Source organism: Bacillus sp. NS1, assembly GCF_058248265.1.
In genome coordinates this window covers 553,693-567,001 of record NZ_JBZAZF010000001.1, presented here as the reverse complement: position 1 = coordinate 567,001, position 13,309 = coordinate 553,693, and the positions used below count along the sequence as shown (strand labels likewise).

12 protein-coding genes are annotated in these 13,309 nt (G+C 42.8%); 5 read left to right on the top strand and 7 right to left on the bottom strand.

Annotation, left to right across the window (positions count from 1 at the left end):
* Nucleotides 1–55: 55 nt before the first annotated feature.
* A complete protein-coding gene (gene manA / locus AC4CV5_RS02885; RefSeq protein ID WP_326222241.1) occupies nt 56–1,006 on the bottom strand; it encodes a mannose-6-phosphate isomerase, class I in 951 nt (316 codons plus the stop codon).
* Nucleotides 1,007–1,272: 266 nt separating this feature from the next.
* On the opposite strand from manA, the gene gerBA reads away from it, so the two are divergent.
* Genes gerBA through gerBC form a run of 3 tightly spaced genes read left to right on the top strand, consistent with a single transcriptional unit; the run spans nt 1,273 to nt 4,957 of the window.
* The gene (gerBA, locus tag AC4CV5_RS02880; protein WP_326222242.1) at nt 1,273–2,724 is read left to right on the top strand and encodes a spore germination protein GerBA; all 1,452 of its coding nucleotides are present in this window, start codon (nt 1,273–1,275) and stop codon (nt 2,722–2,724) included.
* 5 nt (nt 2,725–2,729) lie between these two features.
* A complete protein-coding gene (gerBB, locus tag AC4CV5_RS02875; protein WP_373922906.1) occupies nt 2,730–3,836 on the top strand; it encodes a spore germination protein GerBB in 1,107 nt (368 codons plus the stop codon).
* A complete protein-coding gene (gene gerBC / locus AC4CV5_RS02870) occupies nt 3,833–4,957 on the top strand; it encodes a spore germination protein GerBC (protein ID WP_166847578.1) in 1,125 nt (374 codons plus the stop codon). The genes gerBB and gerBC overlap by 4 nt, the downstream gene beginning before the upstream one ends.
* A gap of 37 nt (nt 4,958–4,994) precedes the next feature.
* Here gerBC and AC4CV5_RS02865 read toward each other — a convergent pair whose 3' ends face one another.
* A complete protein-coding gene (locus AC4CV5_RS02865; RefSeq protein ID WP_222142158.1) occupies nt 4,995–6,368 on the bottom strand; it encodes a sugar porter family MFS transporter in 1,374 nt (457 codons plus the stop codon).
* A gap of 331 nt (nt 6,369–6,699) precedes the next feature.
* Here AC4CV5_RS02865 and tagT point away from each other — a divergent pair, with 331 nt between their 5' ends.
* Entirely contained in the window at nt 6,700–7,668 is a 969-nt protein-coding gene (gene tagT / locus AC4CV5_RS02860; RefSeq protein WP_166847572.1) for a polyisoprenyl-teichoic acid--peptidoglycan teichoic acid transferase TagT, read from the top strand.
* 154 nt (nt 7,669–7,822) lie between these two features.
* Nucleotides 7,823–8,683 carry a 5-amino-6-(5-phospho-D-ribitylamino)uracil phosphatase YwtE gene (gene ywtE, locus AC4CV5_RS02855; RefSeq protein WP_166847569.1) on the top strand — a complete coding sequence of 287 codons (861 nt, stop codon included), beginning with the start codon at nt 7,823–7,825 and terminating at the stop codon, nt 8,681–8,683.
* A gap of 35 nt (nt 8,684–8,718) precedes the next feature.
* Here the strand turns inward: ywtE and AC4CV5_RS02850 are convergent, their stop codons facing one another.
* The 5 genes from AC4CV5_RS02850 to pgsB form a co-directional block, all read right to left on the bottom strand.
* Nucleotides 8,719–9,960, bottom strand: coding sequence for a C40 family peptidase (locus tag AC4CV5_RS02850; protein WP_490922053.1), 1,242 nt, complete (start codon nt 9,958–9,960; stop codon nt 8,719–8,721).
* Between the two features lie 139 nt (nt 9,961–10,099).
* Nucleotides 10,100–10,267, bottom strand: a complete 168-nt coding sequence (edmS, locus tag AC4CV5_RS02845) for an extrachromosomal elements maintenance protein EdmS (RefSeq protein WP_166847563.1) — start codon at nt 10,265–10,267, stop codon at nt 10,100–10,102.
* Between the two features lie 14 nt (nt 10,268–10,281).
* On the bottom strand, nt 10,282–11,424 hold the full coding sequence (pgsA, locus tag AC4CV5_RS02840) for a capsular polyglutamate synthetase PgsA (RefSeq protein ID WP_490922052.1): 1,143 nt from the start codon (nt 11,422–11,424) through the stop codon (nt 10,282–10,284).
* Nucleotides 11,425–11,442: 18 nt separating this feature from the next.
* On the bottom strand, nt 11,443–11,892 hold the full coding sequence (gene pgsC, locus AC4CV5_RS02835) for a poly-gamma-glutamate biosynthesis protein PgsC (RefSeq protein WP_003227889.1): 450 nt from the start codon (nt 11,890–11,892) through the stop codon (nt 11,443–11,445).
* Nucleotides 11,893–11,906: 14 nt separating this feature from the next.
* On the bottom strand, nt 11,907–13,088 hold the full coding sequence (pgsB, locus tag AC4CV5_RS02830; RefSeq protein ID WP_010328825.1) for a poly-gamma-glutamate synthase PgsB: 1,182 nt from the start codon (nt 13,086–13,088) through the stop codon (nt 11,907–11,909).
* Nucleotides 13,089–13,309 lie beyond the last annotated feature (221 nt).

Genomic DNA, 13,309 nt, shown 5'->3' with positions numbered 1-13,309 from the left:
TGAATCACTTCCATTTTTTAATAAAAAAAAACTTAATCTCGAAGTGAGATTAAGTTTAAATATGAGACACGATAAGTGTACAAGTTCCTTTAATCGTAAAATCGGGCATTTGAGCCGGCAAAATAAAGTGATCGCCTTTTTTGAGCGGACATGTTTCGTCTTCATATATCAGCAAACCGCTTCCTTCTATTACGCTGCAAAGCAGGAAGGATTCATCCTGAGAAAGCTCAGCCTCGCCATTTATGTCCCATTTATATACCGAAAAATATTCCCCTTGGACAAACGTTTTAATGGTTATTCCTTTTCTTGATTCAGTCGATTCATCAATATACCCGTCCACATGGGGAACCGTGGCCGCATTGACCGCTTTGGCAAAATGAAGCTCCCTCGGACTCCCGTTGTTATCAAGCCGGTCATAGTCGTACACCCGGTATGTGGCATCTGAATTTTGCTGGGTCTCTAAAACAAGTGCCCCCTTGCACAAGGCGTGCAGCGTTCCGCTCGGCACATAATAGAAATCACCCGGTTTTATTTTGATTCTTCGCAGCAGGCCTTCCCAGTCACCGCTGTTGATCATTGTGACAAGTTCTGTTTTTGAGCGGGCCGTATGCCCGTATATAATCTCCGCGTTTTCTTTACAGTCGATAATGTACCAGCATTCCGTCTTGCCGAGTTCTCCCTCTTCGTTTTCTCCGGCATAGTAATCATCAGGGTGAACCTTAATTGACATATCTTCCTTCACGTCCAACAGCTTTGTCAGAAGCGGAAATAGGTCCCCCTCTACGCCGCCGAATACTTCACGATGCTCTTCCCAAAGCTCGATCAATGTCTTTCCTTTATACGGGCCATTCGCAACTGTGCTCGGTCCTTTTGGATGAGCAGAAATGGCCCAGCATTCCCCCGTTGTTTCTGAAGGAATACCGTATCCAAATATATCTCGTAAAGCGGTGCCGCCCCAGATTTTTTCTTTACACACAGGCGTTAGAAAAATTGGTGATTGCGTCATGATCCGTACCCCTCCCCTGTAAATAGCTGATCATTATTTTCCCGGTGCGCTCCCCTTACAAACGCCGTATAAGCCGTCTTTTTCCTATGACAACATATGTACAAAGCATTATGTATAAATGACCCCTTTTGAGAAAACGCTTCCTTTTTATTATATCACTTTCAAAAGATGGTTTGTTTCAACCTTTTCCTTATGAAGAATAATTCTCCTTTATTGATACAAATTAAGAAAAACCGTCAATCTGTTTTATAAAGGGGAGAGAAACTTTGCAAATCGACTCTGATCTCCAGCACAATGTAGAAATATTGAAAAAAAAATTGGGGCAAAACGACGATATCATGTTTTATACGTTTTCTTTCGGAGACAGCAGAAAGAAGGCGTGCCTACTATATATTGACGGTTTGACAGAAAATAAACTTCTGGCGCAATACGTCATTTCTCCATTACAGAAGGAATCGTTAGCCCAAAAAGAAGGCTTGATTGAGGATTTATCAGCTTTCTTTTTTGGCTATCATCACAGTGTGGTTTCTACAATAAAAGAAATACAGCAGCTTATTTTTTCCGGACATACCATCTTGCTTGCCGATGGTTACAGCGCGGGACTGGCATTTGATACGAAAACATTAATGACGCGCAGCCTTGAAGAACCTTCCTCTGAAGTCGTGGAACGCGGTCCGAAGATTGGCTTTATTGAAAAACTGCGGACAAACACGGCGCTATTACGAGAGCGGTCAAGTGATCCTAATCTCGTCATAAAAGAGATGACGATAGGCAAAAGGACAAAAAAAAAGATAGCTGTCGCATATATTCAGGATATTGCCCCTGATTATGTTGTAAAAGAAGTGTTTAAACGGCTGAAATCCATCACGACAGATGATTTGCCGGAATCAGGCACACTTGAGCAGCTCATTGAGGATGAACCTTTTTCAATCTTTCCGACGATCTTAAGCACAGAACGTCCAGATCGTGTAGAAAGCTCTTTGTTAGAAGGTCGGGTTTCTATTTTGGTGGACGGCACCCCGTTTGCACTCGTTGTGCCGGCAACGGTTGATGAATTTATTCATTCACCGGATGATTACAGCCAGCGCTGGATTACAATGTCACTTATTCGTTTGCTTCGTTATTCAAGCATCCTGATTACCATTTATTTGCCCGGCTTATATATTTCTCTCGTTTCCTTTCATACGGGGCTTTTGCCAACGAGAATGGCCATTTCAATTGCAGGCAGCAGGCTGAATGTTCCCTTTCCGCCTTTTGTCGAGGCCTTTATTATGATATTTACGATAGAACTCATCAGGGAAGCTGGTTTACGGCTGCCAAAGCCGATCGGACAGACGATTGGACTTATTGGCGGCGTTGTCATTGGACAGGCTGCCGTACAGGCGCAAATCGTCAGCGCACTGATGGTCATTGTGGTATCTGTTACTGCATTGGCATCCTTTACCGTTCCTTCATACGCCTATAACTTTCCGCTGCGGATTATTCGCATTGCGGGAATGATAAGTGCTGCAACGCTTGGCATGTATGGCGTCATCATGGTCTTTCTGTTTGTGATCGGCCACTTAATGCGACTGAAAAGCTTTGGCCAGGATTACATTATTCCCATAATGGCACAGCCCGGACAGGATTTAAAAGACACTGTGATTCGCATCCCTACCCTATTTTTAAAAAGAAGGCCGACCCGTAAAGACACAAAAGATAAAATCAGACAAAGGTGATAGCTATGATGCAATCAGAGGACAAGCTTACATTTATGCAGACGCTTATTATGGTAAGCAGTACAATGATCGGTGCCGGTGTCTTAACCCTTCCCCGCTCAGCCGCTGAAACCGACAGTCCGAGCGGATGGATCATGATCCTGCTGCAGGGCGTTATTTTTATTATTTTCGCGCTGCTTTTTTTGCCTTTTCTTCAAAGAAACAGGGAGAAAACGATTTTTGAGCTCAACAGTATTGCAGCGGGAAAATTGATCGGTTTCTTTTTGAATTTATTTATATCCCTTTATTTTATCGGTATCGTATGTTTTCAAGCGCGGGTTTTGGGTGAGGTTGTCGGATTCTTTCTTTTAAAAAACACACCGATGGCGGTTGTCGTGATTATTTTTCTGGCAGTTGCCCTCTATCATGTGGCCGGGGGCGTTTACCCCATTGCGAAGGTATATGCGTATATCTTTCCTATCACAATTATTATTTTCCTTATGCTTCTGATGTTCAGCTTTCGTTTATTTCAATTAGATTTTATCCGGCCTGTATTTGAAGGCGGTTATCAAAGTTTTTTCTCTTTATTTCCTAAAACCCTTTTATATTTTTCAGGATTTGAAATTATTTTTTATCTCGTTCCCTTTATGAAAGATCCAAAGCAGGTAAAAAAAGCTGTCGCTTTAGGTATTGCAACCTCGACTGTTTTCTATAGTATTACTTTGTTTATGGTCATTGGCTGTATGAGTGTAGCTGAGTCAAAAACAGTGACATGGCCAACCATTTCACTCATTCATGCATTAGAAATCCCAGGGATTTTCATTGAACGATTTGACCTGTTTTTACAGTTAACTTGGACAGCCCAGCAATTTGCATGTATGCTCGGCTCCTTTAAAGGGGCGCATATTGGATTAACAGATATCTTTCACCTGAAAAATAAAAACAATCCGTGGCTGCTTGCTGCATTGCTGGCCGTTACATTTTTCCTGTCAATGTTTCCTGAAGATCTTAATGCCGTGTTTTACTACGGTACACTTCTCGGATATGTATTTCTCGGTGTCATTGCAATACCATTTCTTATCTGGTTTTTAAGCTGGGTACAGAAAAAACTGGGGAGGGATCAGCTGCAATGAAGACAATGATGAAGCTTGCAGCAATGGTTCTGATGCTGCAGACGCTATGCGGATGCTGGGATGTCAAAAATATTGAAAAACTGTCTTTTGCCAGAGGACTTGCTATCGATGAAACTGATGACCATCAGTATAAATTAACGTATCAAAACCTTCTTCCCCAAAGTGAAGACAGCCAAGCATCCGGAAAACCCGAATTTGTCAATGTGACATCCCATGGGAAAACCATTCTAGAAGCAGTCAGTGATGTATCCATTAAAGACCCTCCTATCTATAGCGATCATTTAAAAGTGATTCTTTTGGGAGAAAAGCTGATGAGGAATCAAAACATAGATCAGGTCTTCAACCATTTTATCCGGGATGATGAGCTGCGGCGCAGCAGCTATTTGATGGCAGCCAGAGGACAAGCCGAAGTGGTTTTTACAAAAGGAAGTCCTAAACAGCAGCTGCCGATGCCTTCTGAAAAGCTGATTGATCTAACCAATAACAGCGGGTATAACGGGAAAATTATGTTGCCGCTTCGCATCGGCAGGGCTTCTATCTATTGCCAAAATGGCTACAGTTTTCTCATTCAAGCCGTGAAAAACCAAAAGGGAAAAGCAAAGTATGACGGAGCAGGCATAATCAAAAGCGGCAGCAATAATCTCGTCGGATTTCTTTCAGCTGGTGAAACCCAGACACTGACATGGGTCATGGGAACGATCCAAGGCGGCGTCATGCCGACGACAGATAAAGGACATCCGATTACATTTGAGATTAAAAAGTCGAAAACGAAAATTAAGCCGGCGATTGAAAATGGAAAGCCTGTCTTTCAGATTTCTGTCAAAACAAAGGGTATCTTGACAGAAGACCAAAATCCGAATGAAAATTCCTTTAGTAAAGGCTATTTGAACAGGCTTGAGAACATATTTGAGAAAAAGCTTGAACACGATGTAAAGCAGGTTATGGATAAACTGCAGCATGAGTATAAAACAGATCCGGTCTTTTTTTCCGACTATATCCGGATTCGATACCCAGAATACTGGAATAAAGTAAAAGGACATTGGGATGAAATATTTTCTGATGCTGATTTTAAATACGATATTTCTTTCAAAATCATTAACTTCGGCACAGTAGGAAAGTGAGCAATCAAAAGGGTGCGCATGATCGCGCACCCTTTTTTTATGTTCCGACAGTCTGCTGTTTTCCGGCTGATCCTCCTTGCCCGTTTTTGTCTCGTAAATCCTGCTCAATTTCTTCAAGGCTTTTTCCCTTCGTCTCTGTCACTTTAAACCGGACAAATAAGAACGCCATGATACCGATCGCGGCATAAATCAGGAATAAATAACTGATGCCGATCGCTTCCATTAATATTGGATAGGTGAGTGAAACAATCAGTGTCCCAACGTGCAGCATCAAAGTAGATACCCCAGTACCGATTCCTCTGACATGGAGCGGGAACAATTCAGGAAGCATCACCCAGACAACCGGGCCCCAGCTGACCGCAAAGACAACGATAAACACGCCTAAGCAAATGACTGTCGTCCAAGAAGCAGCCGGCGTGTTATCGAAAAAGAGATTCACCAGCGCGAGAACGATTAAGCTGATCACCATCCCCGCATTCCCGAATAACAATAGCGGCTTTCTTCCGATCTTGTCGATGATTTTAATCGCTACTAACGTCATGAGAACATTAACTGTGCCGATTCCGACCGTTCCTAAAATCGATGCGGAGTTTCCAAATCCTACGTTTGTAAAGGTCTTTGGCGCATAATAGATGATCGTATTCGTTCCGATAAATTGCTGCAGAAACGCCAGTCCCAAGCCGGCAATCAGCGCGGGGCGCACCCAAGGATCGAACAGCTCCTTCAGGCCGCCTTCATCCTGCTTTTCCGCTTCTTGAATATCATGTATTTCCTGATCAATATCTTTTGTGCCACGCAATTTTTCGAGAACCTTTTTCGCTTTTTTCTCTTCGCCATTCGTAAACAGCCAGCGCGGGCTTTCCGGCATGAACAAAATGCCAATGAGCAAGAGCAGCGACGGCACAGCAGCCAATCCAAGCATCCAGCGCCACGCTTCGGCATCGGCAAATATGTAATTGACAATGTAAGAAAGAAGGATGCCGACCGTGATCATCAGCTGATTCAGAGATGACAGCGCCCCGCGTTTTTGTTTTGGCGCCAGTTCAGACAAATAGAGCGGCACGATCGTTGTCGATGTTCCGACTGCAAGTCCCAAAATGATGCGAAACAGAACCATGACTCCCGTATTCGGGGCGAGCGCTACACCCAGGCCTCCTATACAAAACAGCAGCGCGGCCGCCATAATCGCTTTTTTTCTTCCGAAACGGTCAGTCAGCTTGCCAGCCGCTCCTGAACCTAATATCGCCCCAACCAATAAAGAGCTGACAACAAGTCCTTCCGTAAAGGCATTTAAGCCTAAGTCCTTTTTCATAAATAAAATAGCACCGGAAATCACTCCAGTATCATAGCCATATAACGCGCCTCCAAGAGCGCCGAAAAAATAAAGCCATATATTTGACTGCTTTTTCATAAAAATGACTCCCCTTCTCTATAAACTGCAATGATATTGTCTGTGGAGTTTTTTTAGAAATCTATTAGCCTCTTTTTCTGGCTATTAAACCTTTTCATTCTTGCAGATCACTAAATTCCCAATCATTTACTTGCAATTTTTTCAACGTAACCGAAACATTTTATCTGCTGCGGCGTCCAATATAAGGTGATTCAGCACATTAAAAATAACTATTTTCAAGAACAGGAACTTATAAATATAGGAATATTTATCGAAAAATGTCTTTTGATGAGTTGCCCCTTGGCAAAATAAATGGTACTCTTCAAATATTAAAGAAACGAGAGGTATTGATATGGAAGAACGAACACACCGCAGAAAGAAAAAGAGAAGACTTAGAAAATGGGTGAAAATCGTTGCCGGTTTGATGGCTTTTCTGGTCATTGCGGCAGGATCTGTCGGCACCTATGCTTATGTAAAGCTCAACAATGCTTCTAAAGAAGCTCACGTTAGCCTAGCACGCGGAGAACAATCAGTAAAACGGATTAAAGAATTTGATCCTGGAAAAGATTCTTTCTCTGTATTGCTCTTAGGAATTGATGCCAGAGAGGAAAGCGGCGAGACTGTCGATCAGGCAAGAAGTGACGCGAATGTGCTGGTTACATTTAACCGGAAAGAAAAAACAGCTAAAATGCTAAGCATTCCGCGTGACGCATATGTAAACATCCCAGGCCACGGCTATGATAAGTTTACACATGCTCATGCTTACGGCGGCGTTGACCTCACTGTGAAAACAGTTGAGGAGATGCTGGATATTCCCGTCGATTATGTCGTCGAAAGTAATTTCACAGCTTTTGAAGACGTCGTCAACCAGCTGAATGGCGTCAAAGTAACGGTAAAAAGTGATAAAGTCATTCAGCAAATCAAAAAAGATACAAAAGGAAAAGTGGTTCTTCAAAAGGGAACACATACGCTTGATGGAGAAGAAGCACTAGCTTACGTAAGAACACGCAAAGCGGACAGTGACCTATTGCGGGGACAAAGACAAATGGAAGTGCTGAGCGCCATTTTGGAAAAATCAAAATCACTGAGCTCAATCCCGGCTTATGATGATATTGTGGACACGATGGGAAAAAATCTGAAAATGAACTTATCTCTTAAAGATGCCATTGGCCTGTTCCCGTTCCTCACATCATTGAAATCAGTTGAGTCTATTCAGCTGACGGGTTATGATTATGAACCTGCCGGCGTTTATTATTTAAAATTGAATCAGCAAAAACTGCAGGAAGTTAAAGAAGAGCTCCAAAACGATTTAGGTGTATAATAAAAGGGATGGCGATTACGCCATCCCTTTTGCATATTTCTTGTTGAAAATGTTCAACGTAACGTTTAGCCTTGATTTACATGGATTATGTTTCGCAGGAAAGCTGAACATACTACACGAAGCAGCTTCATTTTTAAGGAGGTTCCCCCTACATATGAAATTAATTGCGATTGATTTAGACGGTACATTACTGAATAAAGAGAGCGTCATTACTGCGGAAAACAGAGCAGCGATCAAGCGGGCCGTTGATGCTGGCATCCTCGTCACCATTTGCACGGGAAGGGCAACATTTGACGTAAAAGCACTGCTGGAAGACTTGGACATCCCTATCATTGCAGCTAATGGCGGAACGATCCATGATACGGGTTACCGTTTGATCAGCCGGACATTAATGGACCAGGAAGCTGGTAAAGCGATCGCTGATTACTTGCTGTCAAAAAACATTTACTTTGAGGTATATACAGATGACCATCTGCTTTCTCCTTTTGACGGCGAAGATAAGCTGCATGCGGAGCTTGATATTCTAAAGAGCGCAAATCCAAACGAGAAGACGGATGAATTGTGGCAAGGAGCCATGACTCAGTTCAAGCAGTTTGGCATTAAGCCGATCCCTCATATCGAATCTGTTTTTGACGGCAGCGAAAACATTTATAAACTTCTTTGCTTCTCCTTTGATATGGACAAGCTGAAACAAGCGAAGGAAGAGCTGAAGCATCATAAAAAACTGGCGCAAACCTCTTCCGGAAAACATATTATCGAAATCCTGCCGGCCTCTTCAGGAAAAGGACGCGCCCTGACAGAGCTGGCTGACATATACGGAATTGAAACACAGGATATCTATGCAATCGGCGACAGTCCGAACGATTTATCCATGTTTGAAGTCGCCGGACACCGCATCGCCATGGAAAATGCGATTGATGAATTAAAAGAAAAAAGCACCTTCGTCACAAAAAGCAATGACGAAAATGGCGTGGCTTACTTTATTGATCAGCTTCTTTCCGGCCAATATGCATAAAGAAAAGACTCCAGAGATTCTGGAGTCTTTGTCTATTATTGAACCCGTATACTTCCCGCATATTTATCTTTCCAATACGTGCTTGTGTTCATATTGGTGATGGTCACGCCGTTTGACAATGTGACATGAACAACTTGTCCGTTTCCGATATAGATGGCCGGATTTAGGCTTGTTGATTGGAAGAACACAATGTCTCCCGGTTTCAGGTCCGCCTTCTCAACCTTAGTTCCGGCTTTGTATTGGCTTGTTGCGTATCGAGGCAGGGAAATACCGGCTGCTTTCTTGTATACATACTGGACAAATCCAGCTGTATCAAATCCTGTCTCCGGAGACACTCCGCCTTGTTTGTAAGGAACTTCGCCAACATAAAGTGTTGCCTCAGACACAATCGGGTTTTCTTTCGGGATTGTCAGGTTGTCAAATCGGCGAATGCCTGTCATCTTCGATTTCCAGTAATCCTCTGACAAGTAGGAAATGGTTACTTTTTCTGACCGGCTTGCCTGAATAAACCTTCCTCCGCCTGCATAAATCCCTGCATGTGAAATTCCCGATTTATACGTATTGCTAAAATAAACGACATCACCAGGCTTTATGTTTTGAGGCGCAACCTTCTCACCTACTGCCCACTGCTGTTCGGCTGATCGCGGCAGATAAATGCCGAGTGCCTGTTGAAACACATATTGCACGAGCCCGGAGCAATCAAAGCCCTCTGACGGTGTGCTTCCGCCAAACACATATGGAATGCCGATATATTTTTCGGCCTCCTGAACGACAGGAACATCAGCTGTTGCCGGATCGGCTGCGATTCGTCTCGCCCCGATATAAGAGCCGCTCCAATAGCTGCTTTTTGTGTAATTAGTGATGATAACCCCTTTTGTTTGCGTACTATGAATCATTTGGCCGTCTCCGATGTAAAGAGCGTCATGTGTCGGAGTTGTCTCGCCGCTTCCCTCTTTCCTGAAAAACAAAGTATCGCCCGGCTTCAGGTCTTCCGGCTTTATGGCCGTTCCGACTTTATACTGGTCGTTCACAGATCTCGGCATATGAATATCAGCCTTACTGAAAACATATTGAATCAATCCCGAAGGATCGAATCCCTCTTTCGGCGTTTCACCGCCGTATTTATACTGATACCCAAGCAGTTTTTTTGCTTCGCTGATCACCAGTTCAGATGACATATCAGCCTCCGCAATCTCCGCTTTTGTGATAGTTGAACCCAAAAAACTAATGATAACCGCCACAAGCAAAAACTTCTTCCAGTTTGCCAGTGTCTTCACTTTTATTATCTCCTCCTCTTTATGCAGTTTTAACATCGGTATTTTTTTGAATATGTTAAGAGACGTTTTGATATTTTTACAGAATGAATATGCTGGGCAAATAAAAAGAGAATGCCTCATCAGACACTCTCTTTTTGAATTATTTATTGGTGTTTGCCGGTTCTTCCTGCTGTTGGATTTTATGCATTTCCGTATCAATCTTCTGCTTTTCCTGATCTGTCAGCTGCTCATTGAATTTAAAAGCTGACATAAACATGAATACGATAGCTACGGCAACAAAAGGCCAGATGGCTTTGACAAATTTCATCCTTATCACTCCGTTTATTTAGATTTTAGTTTGTCGCTATGATCAACATCAAACGTCAGTTTTCCGTCTTCTACTTTCCATGCAAAATTAGAGTCTTTCGTCAGTTCGCGAATAATCGTTTTCTGTTTGAGGCTGTCTTTTTTCACCGGTGCAGGCGTCGCTTCATGGATGTCAATCGGCGTCACTTCAAAGCGGCCTATTCCGTTTTTCTTCAAGTGATACTGAACCAGTGCACTGTCCCTCGTTCTTGTCCAGCCTTGATCAAAGACAAAGTTGCCGAGGCTGTAGAAAATGACGGTTCCGTTATATACTTCAATCGGTTCTAAGACGTGCGGGTGATGGCCGACAATGATATCAGCTCCCGCATCAGACATGGCTCTTGCAAGCTGGCGCTGGCGGTCGTTTGGATCATTGTCATATTCTTGTCCCCAGTGTGACTGCACAACGACGATGTCCGCATGTTTTTTCGCTTCTGAAATTATTGGAATGAAGATTTCAGGATCTGCGGGCAGCACGCCCGGCGTATTCTTTTTAGCCGCGAAACCTTTTCCAGACACATCGGTAAAGCCGAGCGTCGCGATGGTTACCCCATTGACTTCCTGGTACGAAATATTCTTTTTCGCATCACTTAGGCTGTATCCTGCTCCAACGATATCAAGGTTTTGCTTCGCAAATTCTCCAAGAGTATCTTTCATGCCTTGAACGCCGTAATCCATTGCGTGGTTGTTTGCGCTGTTGAGAACCGTGAAGTTCATATCCTTCAAGACTTTCACTGATTCCTTATTCGTCTGCAGATGAATCTCTTTATCTGCTTGTTTATAATTCTTTTGATAGGTTACAGGGTTTTCAAAGTTTCCTGCTACATAATCAGAGGCTTTAAAGATCGGTTCAACATACTGAAAAATGCTGTCTGCCCCTTTTTGCTCCGTTACTTTTTCAACATAGCGCCCCATCATAATATCTCCGACAAATGAGGCTGATAGAACGTCGTCAGAATACGTTTTGACCTTCGGCGTTTCTGCTTTTCCCGCCCACATAAAAGCGAACATGAGGACAAAAACGATCGGAATGGCAATAAATACGTGCTTATTGGTTTTCTTTTTTTGCTGTTTTGTCAGCTTCAGCAGCTTTTCATGAAAGCTCAGTTCTTTTTTCATCGTTTGACACACCTTACATTAAATTAAGTAGTAAACAAACATGATAGCAAAGGTCGCTCCGCTCAATAGAAGCGTGCTTCCGAACGTAATGGTTAAACCTTGTTTCTGAATGGTATTGGCAATTAAACCTGGCACGATGATGCCGATTCCTCGAAATTCTGCGATTTCAAATGGTACAATCGGGTATAGAAAATCAAACGCAATTTTCAGGACAATCCCTGTTATCAGCATGGCAGCGAATTTTCTGCGTCCGTACAAAATCATAAATTTGGATAAACCGTATTTCACTATGACATAAGTGAGCAAGCTTACTAACAATACGAGTAAAATAAAGACCGGCTGATTAAACACAAGTCCTAAATATCCCGGTACAACCAGTCCAGCCGGCACGATTCCTGTTTTTTCTGCAAAAATCAAACTGAGTAGTACACCTAAAATGAGTGCGATGTATAAATCTGATCCGAACATGTCTGCATTTCCTCCTAGCTTACGAGCTGCTTAACCTTGTATTCGTGGATTTTTTCAATTAAAGGCTCTGCGGCACCATGAATATTGCCGACGCCATATATGACACGGTTGTGCATTCTTTTCTTTAACAATTCCATAATTTCTTCTGTTGACTTGTACTCTAGATCATGCAGTTTATCTGCAGGAATTTTGCCTTCTTCATAGGCTTTTACGATCGGTTCTGTTGTTTCACCGATTAAGATCAGTTCACTTGCTTCAATATAAGGCAATACGTCATTTGCGAATTGCTGTGTCCGATCCACACGGTCTGCGCGGCAGTTCATGATGATGATTGGATCATCGGTCGGATAACCGATTTCTTTTACACGTTTCCATATATTCAAAGTAGAAGAAGCGTCGTTTGCGGCAAACCCATTAACAAAGTGCCCAGGCTCGCTCGGACTGATCAGCGGAAGAATTCTCATTGCTCCCGGATCTGGCGGCGCATTCAGCATTCCTTTAAACGCTGTTTCTTCGTCAATGCCGAGTGCTTGAGCCACACCCAGTGCCAGAGAAGCGTTATCAGGGAATACCATGTATTCAAATTTACGCAAATATTCATCTGTAATTTTTGAGTTATCAGCAATGATGACTTTTGTGTTTCGTTCTTTTGCTTTTTGTTTAAAGAACTCGGTATATTCACTATCTGTAATGACAAGATGGCCATTATAAGGAATAGTAGCGGTAAACGCTTCTGCAATTTCATCGAGCGTCGGCCCCATGACATCCATATGGTCTTCTAACACATTCACAATAACGCCGATATTGGCTTGCAGAAGTTCGTCCTGAAAGATGATCTGATAATCCGGGTTAACAGCCATACATTCACTGACGATAGCGTTAGCCCCTCTTTCTACTGTTTCTTTCATAACTTCTTTTTGCTCTCCGATATTCGGCCCTTGAGGTTTCCGTTTAATCGGCTTTTCCTCCGGTGTGTCCCAGTAGATCATTCTTGCATCTGTCCCTGTTGTTTTTCCAACAGTTTTGTAACCGGCTTCTATTAATATTCCGGTTGTCAGCCTTGTCACAGTCGATTTTCCTCGGATGCCGTTAATATTCACCCGCACAGGGAGGGCATCAATGTTTTTCTGATGTCGTCGTTTTTCTAATATTCCGATGACCAGTATGACAGCACAGGCTATAATGAGTAACCACATTGCTTTTCGACATCTCCTTCTATATTGTTGTAAATTCATTCATCAGTATATAGAATCACTATGAATTCTCAATCGGCATTATGTAACATAATCTTCCCTAATCCACTAAGCCAAACTTCTCTTTTGAAAGAGATTTTGTACCTACAAACTGTTTTCTAATTTTGGAAAATGGCAGGACTTACACCTTACCTATTTTCAAAAAAAGAAAAAGGAATGCGCTT

Bases quoted from the DNA above. Each gene is read 5' to 3' on its own strand.
- manA (WP_326222241.1), bottom strand. From the start codon at position 1,006: ATGACGCAATCACCAATTTTTCTAACGCCTGTGTGTAAAGAAAAAATC.
- gerBB (WP_373922906.1), top strand. From the start codon at position 2,730: ATGATGCAATCAGAGGACAAGCTTACATTTATGCAGACGCTTATTATG.
- gerBC (WP_166847578.1), top strand. From the start codon at position 3,833: ATGAAGACAATGATGAAGCTTGCAGCAATGGTTCTGATGCTGCAGACG.
- AC4CV5_RS02865 (WP_222142158.1), bottom strand. From the start codon at position 6,368: ATGAAAAAGCAGTCAAATATATGGCTTTATTTTTTCGGCGCTCTTGGA.
- tagT (WP_166847572.1), top strand. From the start codon at position 6,700: ATGGAAGAACGAACACACCGCAGAAAGAAAAAGAGAAGACTTAGAAAA.
- ywtE (WP_166847569.1), top strand. From the start codon at position 7,823: ATGAAATTAATTGCGATTGATTTAGACGGTACATTACTGAATAAAGAG.
- edmS (WP_166847563.1), bottom strand. From the start codon at position 10,267: ATGAAATTTGTCAAAGCCATCTGGCCTTTTGTTGCCGTAGCTATCGTA.
- pgsA (WP_490922052.1), bottom strand. From the start codon at position 11,424: ATGAAAAAAGAACTGAGCTTTCATGAAAAGCTGCTGAAGCTGACAAAA.
- pgsC (WP_003227889.1), bottom strand. From the start codon at position 11,892: ATGTTCGGATCAGATTTATACATCGCACTCATTTTAGGTGTACTACTC.
- pgsB (WP_010328825.1), bottom strand. From the start codon at position 13,088: ATGTGGTTACTCATTATAGCCTGTGCTGTCATACTGGTCATCGGAATA.